The organism is uncultured Gimesia sp. (assembly GCF_937910335.1).
Taxonomy (GTDB): Bacteria; Planctomycetota; Planctomycetia; order Planctomycetales; family Planctomycetaceae; genus Gimesia.
The window spans coordinates 1-5703 of record NZ_CALEMX010000143.1 but is presented as its reverse complement, the minus strand read 5'-3'; the positions used below and the strand labels follow the sequence as shown (position 1 = coordinate 5703).

The window sequence follows — 5703 nt, the reverse complement described above, 5'->3', positions numbered from 1 at the left end:
AGGCTGCGTTTTAGGTTCAGATAAAGGGGGTACAAATAGGTAAGTCAAGATCTCAGTACAAATGGCTTCGAAGTCACTCCAGCCAGGCTGGCCTGCTGGGATTGCATTCAACCTGTTTACCATATTGGCTATCTCTGTCATAGAACACCTCTATGACCAAAAAATTCATCGACAATTTCGGGGTGCTTAAGTATAAGTTGTTTTAGTTTAATCCCATCTACAACAGTTATTGATGTTCGTTTCTCTTTCTCATTGTATTCAAGCCACTCTAGAGCTGTAGATGTTAGCTGGCCATTCGTAATCAACACGCCATTAACATCTATTGATCGATCTTCTAGGTAATAGCTAAGCTGTTTTAATGAACTGATATCGGCTCTTGAGTTTTTGTTGTACTTGATTTCAATAGCCCAACTAACAAAGCTAGTACCACCAAAAGGATTTCTAGTCTTAGTTTTTGCAAGAATATCGAAGCCCATATTGTGAGAAGATCTTTGCTTCTCTATTTCAAAAAAACGTAGTTTATTTAAGAGAGTAATTATTAAGTGTTCGAACTCGATAGGGGAAAGAGCGTTAAATTCAATTTTAGGGACATTGGCTAGATAGGTGACAAGTTTTTCGATAGATCTTTCTGAGTATTTCTTTAAAGAATGGCTATGGCTTTCATTCTCTAAAAAAAATGTGACTTGACCACTTGATGGTGCGAAAAATCGATTCCCACCTAAATAGACGGGAATTAAGAGAATGCTTCTACTCTTTAGTTTGTACTTTAGAGTTTTATTAAGCTCACGAGGAATCCATTTTCTTTCATAGTCATCTTCAGGCATTAAAAGTAAAACAACATCAGATGACTCCACACTATAGAGCACATGATGCAACCATTCATCAGCTAATTCAGCCTCAAAAAAATCCACGACCGGAAATAAACCTTCATGATCTAATCTATAAGCTAACTCACGAGCTATTTCCTCTTCATTTTGAGTGCTTGATATAAATATTCTGCTCATTTCATACTCTTATTTTGAATTCCTGCCTGACTGAATAGCTTGTTATTTACACGTACATCCTTGTTCATACATAAAGTTAATATGGAACAAATACTTGCTAAATGACCAGTTTAAGTTCTGACATGATGACATAGAGGCTTCATTTCACGCATAGATTCTGGATATAATTCCAGTATACTGTATATGATATCACCTGCCCAAAGCAATTCAAGCTATCGCTTCTTGGTGCTTAGATATTTATATCCAGTCATCTACACAGACAGAAAAACGATTCCAAACCAGTCATCTCACAAGACTGACACCATATACATTCAAAGTACTGAACGTAGTTTGTCCCACGAAGTTTATCTTAATCCAGATCTCCTTTGTATCGTTTTCGTTTTCGGCGTTTGGTTGGTGGATCACTGCCAGTCTTTGCCTTTAATTTTTTCCTCTTTTTCTTTTTCGGTTTCTGCATGCGGTCGCGATAAAATGTAAAATTATCATGAACCATGTATCCACCAAGCAAAACAAAGAACAAGGGGAAGAATAAATTAAGGGTGACCATCCAGTTTGTGCCTGATTCCAGAACGGACTTGGAAGGATCGTCCGGGGAATAAAAGGCTTTATGAACGGAACCAACAGGATATTTGGTGGCAACTTCTTCTGCATGACTGTAAATGGGAGTATTAAAACTGCGCCAGCTGACTTCAGAACTGGTGAAGTCCTTGCCGTCCACGGTATACCGATAGGAAATATTGGGGTTCCAAGATGGTTTGCCTCTCACATCTTTCTTGACGACCTCCGACTTTGTGATCTCGGCATCAGTCTGTGGCCAGGAAGCACTTTGACGTGCCTGATTGAAACTCCTGATTGTCGGCATGACCAGGAAGGGAGCAATCACAATGAAAGAAATACCAACGGCTGATTTGGCTAAAAGAAACCAGTTTGGATCGCCTTTGTGAGGAGAGAGTCCCATCATTTCTCTACCCTCCGACTGTTTCGGGAATGCAACGGTCGAGGGATTTCAAGGTTGCTGGTTGTAGAACAGATGCTTGGGTGAATCTTCACCAGATGTTGATAGCAGGAGCAGTTTAAACGAATCATTTTTCAACCAAATTCAAAGCGTGCCTGCTTTTTCGATTGATGTGTAATTCGATATAATAACCGTTTGTTGTAACTCAATTCAAGACAGAAAATCTATGATAAAAAAGAACCAATTCTGGAACGAGATCACTACAGTAAATGAACAAGTGAAAACACAGTCGCTGGTATCTTTGATTGTTATAGGCCCCGTGCCAAATTTTTATTCTTCGGGCCACATCGACAGATCCCATTTGGCGATGCCCATATGGTAGCGTTGATGCCAGGGGAGTGTATGGGCGGCGAACTCCGGTTTCTTCGGACCGAAATAATAGGCGGTGACAATCGAACCATCGTCAAGCTGCACGCTGGAAGGATAGCCGGAATCGGTTTTGTGCCAGTCCCGCGCCGGGCAAGAGAGTAGTACTACCGGCAGCGACCATTTCTCGCCACCATTGTCACTCATTCGCATCACCACGCCGAACAACCCCGGAATGCGGCTCGTGATCGAACACAGCAAACGCCCATCGGCCAGCTCAAGCAGATGCGAGTTTTCCTGTCCCTGGGGCGCGATCAACCGGGGTTCTGACCAATTCTTTCCTTCATCATTCGAGCGGATAAATATTTCTCCGCTGCCATGCGGCAAGGCACTGTCCATGCGATCGCGGCAGTTCGTGCGACAGACGGCCAGCCAGTCACCATCGTCGCGACGACGCAGGACATAGGTTTCATTCACATCCTCAGCCACGACTTGTTCCTCTCCCCAGCTCTTGCCCCCATCACGACTAAAGATCAAAGCAGAGCAAGATCGTCTCGGCTTCACACTCAAGCTCTTATAAACGGGGCAAGCCAGTCGCCCATCGGGCAGAGTGAAAATGTCGCCATGTGGAACCAGATTCAGATCCAGCAGGCCGCGGTCCCACGTCTTTCCATGGTCGCTGGAAATGCAACGCTGCAGTTTGAGAAAGGGTCGCTTCTGTCCTTTGTGATAACCACTGACCAGCGTCACGAGTTGTCCCTGCGCGTTCAAACCAGTGGCGTGGTTCATACGAATCGCGTCCGGCTCTTCCGGGTGCGAAGAAATCTTGCTCCGAAAAGTCCAGCTGACCCCGGCATCCTGACTGATCCACAATTCGACATCGCTGTTGTCGCCGTAACCGTGACTGGGATGATTATAAATCGCGGCAGCAAGTTCGCCGTTCGGAAGTTTCGTCAGATTGGGCCAGAGCCCCTTGTTATCGATCGCCACATAAAACTGAGCACCGGGCAACATCTGACAGCCATTAAATCCCTGAGCCGCAAAAGGACGATTCGCAGCGCGGGCCGAACCGGTTCCCAGCAACAAAGGCACAGAGACAGCGGCAGTCGCCTGCTTCAGTAACGAACGACGATTGATTTTCGTTGAGGATGAATTCTGCAGATCAGTCTGTTTCACAGGAGAAAGTCCTTCAGGAGGGAGCGCAGCCGGGAATCGGAAGAGGCAAGTTGATTACCATAGCCTAAACAAGACACGATCAGGATACAAGAAAAAATGAAAACACACCTTTCCCTTAGTATCAGGTAATGTGAATAATGGACTGGTGTAATTAGTGGCAGTGCCATTCGTCGCTGAAACTTTTTTATCCTCGTTGGGCTGAGTTATGTAGATTTCCTCATTCCCCTCACTGTTGGAGTGATGAGAGAATGAGATTAATCTTTCCAATCACCTGCTGTTGAGCCTCAGGATTTTCGCCAAGGTGACGTTTTGCATTTTCTTTCAGAGACTCCAACTGGGATTTCTCAAGTTCGGTCCCTGCTTTAGTTTGTTCATCCAGCGGGAAGCCGAGCAACTTAGCGATTTCATTTGGAGGGGCGTCTCCTTGCCCTGCGAGTGCAAATGCCAGCAAGAGTCTGCGGGTGTTCTGATAAGTGTTATTTCCTTCCGGGAAATCGATCTTCCGTAATTCCTCGGCAAGACGCTGCCAATCTACATTCAACTTTTTGTGGATTTCTTTGAGCACTATCTTCCAGAGGACACCACGCACAACTTCTAACTCAGGGACATTTTTACCAAAAACATGAACGACCGCAGCAGGACGAACGTCATTGAGATCGAGTTTTGACTTGTTCCACAACTTATTGAAGGTGATCACAGCTATTTTTTCGTTAAGATATTCTTTTGAAGTACTTTTGAAGAGCACGTCTCTCATACTATTTGATGTTCTGACTGTATTTATCAGCATATCTACACACTCGTGGTAATGCCCCTGCTTGTAGAGAAGTTCGGCAAGCCCTTGCATAGCAAAGTCATTCTCAGGCTCAAGTCTCAGAGCTTCTTTCAGGTCGTCTGCAGCGCTTGCCAAAACACCTCTACGCAGGAACCACCAGCCACGACCAGAGAAGGCATACGTCGATTGAGGCATCAATGTGACCGCCTTGCTCCAATCTTTCGCGATATCTTCAGCACTTGGTACAGATGTCCCTGCCGTTTGTAGCAGCAGTTTCAGGCTTTGGATTTTCGGATAGGCCTCCGACCAGAGTTGCGCTCTTACCATATAAGCAAGGCCCAATTGCGGGTCACACTTTATTGAGTTGTCCAATAAAGTGTTTGCTTGCTGCAGATTCACACGTGCCTGAAGCAGGTTACCGCCCAGTTCGTTTCCATTCATATTTGATTGAAGTTGAACTAAATGAAATATTGCTTCAAATAGATGAAGTCTGGCTTGCGTTTGTTGCGTTTCACGATCCGGTTCCAACTGTTCGCGGACTTCGGCGATTGACTCTCTCAGCTCATTCGAATCGCCTGAATAGCGGGCTTCGATTACAGAAAAACCAATATTCATTGCTCGACCAAGTCGACGCTCACTTGTCCTCAGATCAAGGTTCAATTCTTGAGCCTTGTCCCTTTCGACGTTCGCTCTTTTCTCATTGTTCTCGGCCTCGATTTTGTTAAAGTCTGCAACTTGACCCTGGTATACTGCAATTATGGAAAAACTGATGGCGCTCAATGTGAGGATGACAAAGAAGAACATGATCCTCATCACCCAGCTTAGCCGCTTCTTATCTTGACGTTCCACTTTGAATGAGTGTCTTAACTCATCAATCACGCTTTCTGACGGAACGTGACTCGACACTTCGGATGTTGGATCAATTCTGTCCGGTTCTTCTGTGATCCAGATATCTTCAGGCTCTAAATGTGCGGAAAGTTCTGAATTGGGAAAGGCCTGCATTCTCAAATCGGCAAGATCAATTGGCATCACCCGCTTACTTTGGCTCTTGAAGTACGTCAACTCATCGAGGACTGGTTCTGACGTCAGCGATTTGGGTGAAACAAGGAGAATCAATCGCTGTGTCTTTGCCAACGCACGCCGACCGACAATTCTCCAGTTGTCTCCCTTCACATAGTCTTTTCGATCGAGAAAACATTCGAATCCCAGCGCATGGAGTTGCTCACTCAGCGCTTTTGCATATTGCTCCGTATCACTGTGTGCATAGGAAATAAAGAAGTCATATCCCCAAAAAAAACCTGCGATTCGTTTCAGAAAAGACTGACCGGACACATGCGCTCTCTTTCGTGTTTTTGTAGAATCAGATGGCCTATTCATTTAAACCGATATTTCCCATTTGGGTTGAGCCAGGAATCGATCCAGGCTCGAAT

At 45.0% G+C, this 5703-nt stretch carries 4 protein-coding genes and 1 pseudogene; all 5 read right to left on the bottom strand.

All coding sequences use genetic code 11. From position 1 onward, the window contains the following. Positions 1 to 137: 137 nt before the first annotated feature. On the bottom strand, positions 138 to 1004 hold the full coding sequence (locus tag Q0668_RS05730; RefSeq protein WP_298861150.1) for a restriction endonuclease: 867 nt from the start codon (positions 1002 to 1004) through the stop codon (positions 138 to 140). A 349-nt stretch (positions 1005 to 1353) separates the two neighbouring features. Beyond that, positions 1354 to 1965, bottom strand: a complete 612-nt coding sequence (locus Q0668_RS05725) for a DUF3592 domain-containing protein (RefSeq protein ID WP_298861148.1) — start codon at positions 1963 to 1965, stop codon at positions 1354 to 1356. Between the two features lie 324 nt (positions 1966 to 2289). Further along, positions 2290 to 3501, bottom strand: coding sequence for a sialidase family protein (locus Q0668_RS05720; RefSeq protein ID WP_298861145.1), 1212 nt, complete (start codon positions 3499 to 3501; stop codon positions 2290 to 2292). A gap of 226 nt (positions 3502 to 3727) precedes the next feature. Next, positions 3728 to 5152, bottom strand: coding sequence for a hypothetical protein (locus tag Q0668_RS05715; protein ID WP_298861142.1), 1425 nt, complete (start codon positions 5150 to 5152; stop codon positions 3728 to 3730). A gap of 141 nt (positions 5153 to 5293) precedes the next feature. After that, a pseudogene (locus Q0668_RS25835) lies at positions 5294 to 5650 on the bottom strand (toll/interleukin-1 receptor domain-containing protein); the annotation flags it as partial. Between the last annotated feature and the right edge of the window lie 53 nt (positions 5651 to 5703).

Excerpts from the sequence above, each read along its gene's own strand:
- Q0668_RS05730 (WP_298861150.1), bottom strand. The coding sequence starts at position 1,004 with ATGAGCAGAATATTTATATCAAGCACTCAAAATGAAGAGGAAATAGCT.
- Q0668_RS05725 (WP_298861148.1), bottom strand. The coding sequence starts at position 1,965 with ATGATGGGACTCTCTCCTCACAAAGGCGATCCAAACTGGTTTCTTTTA.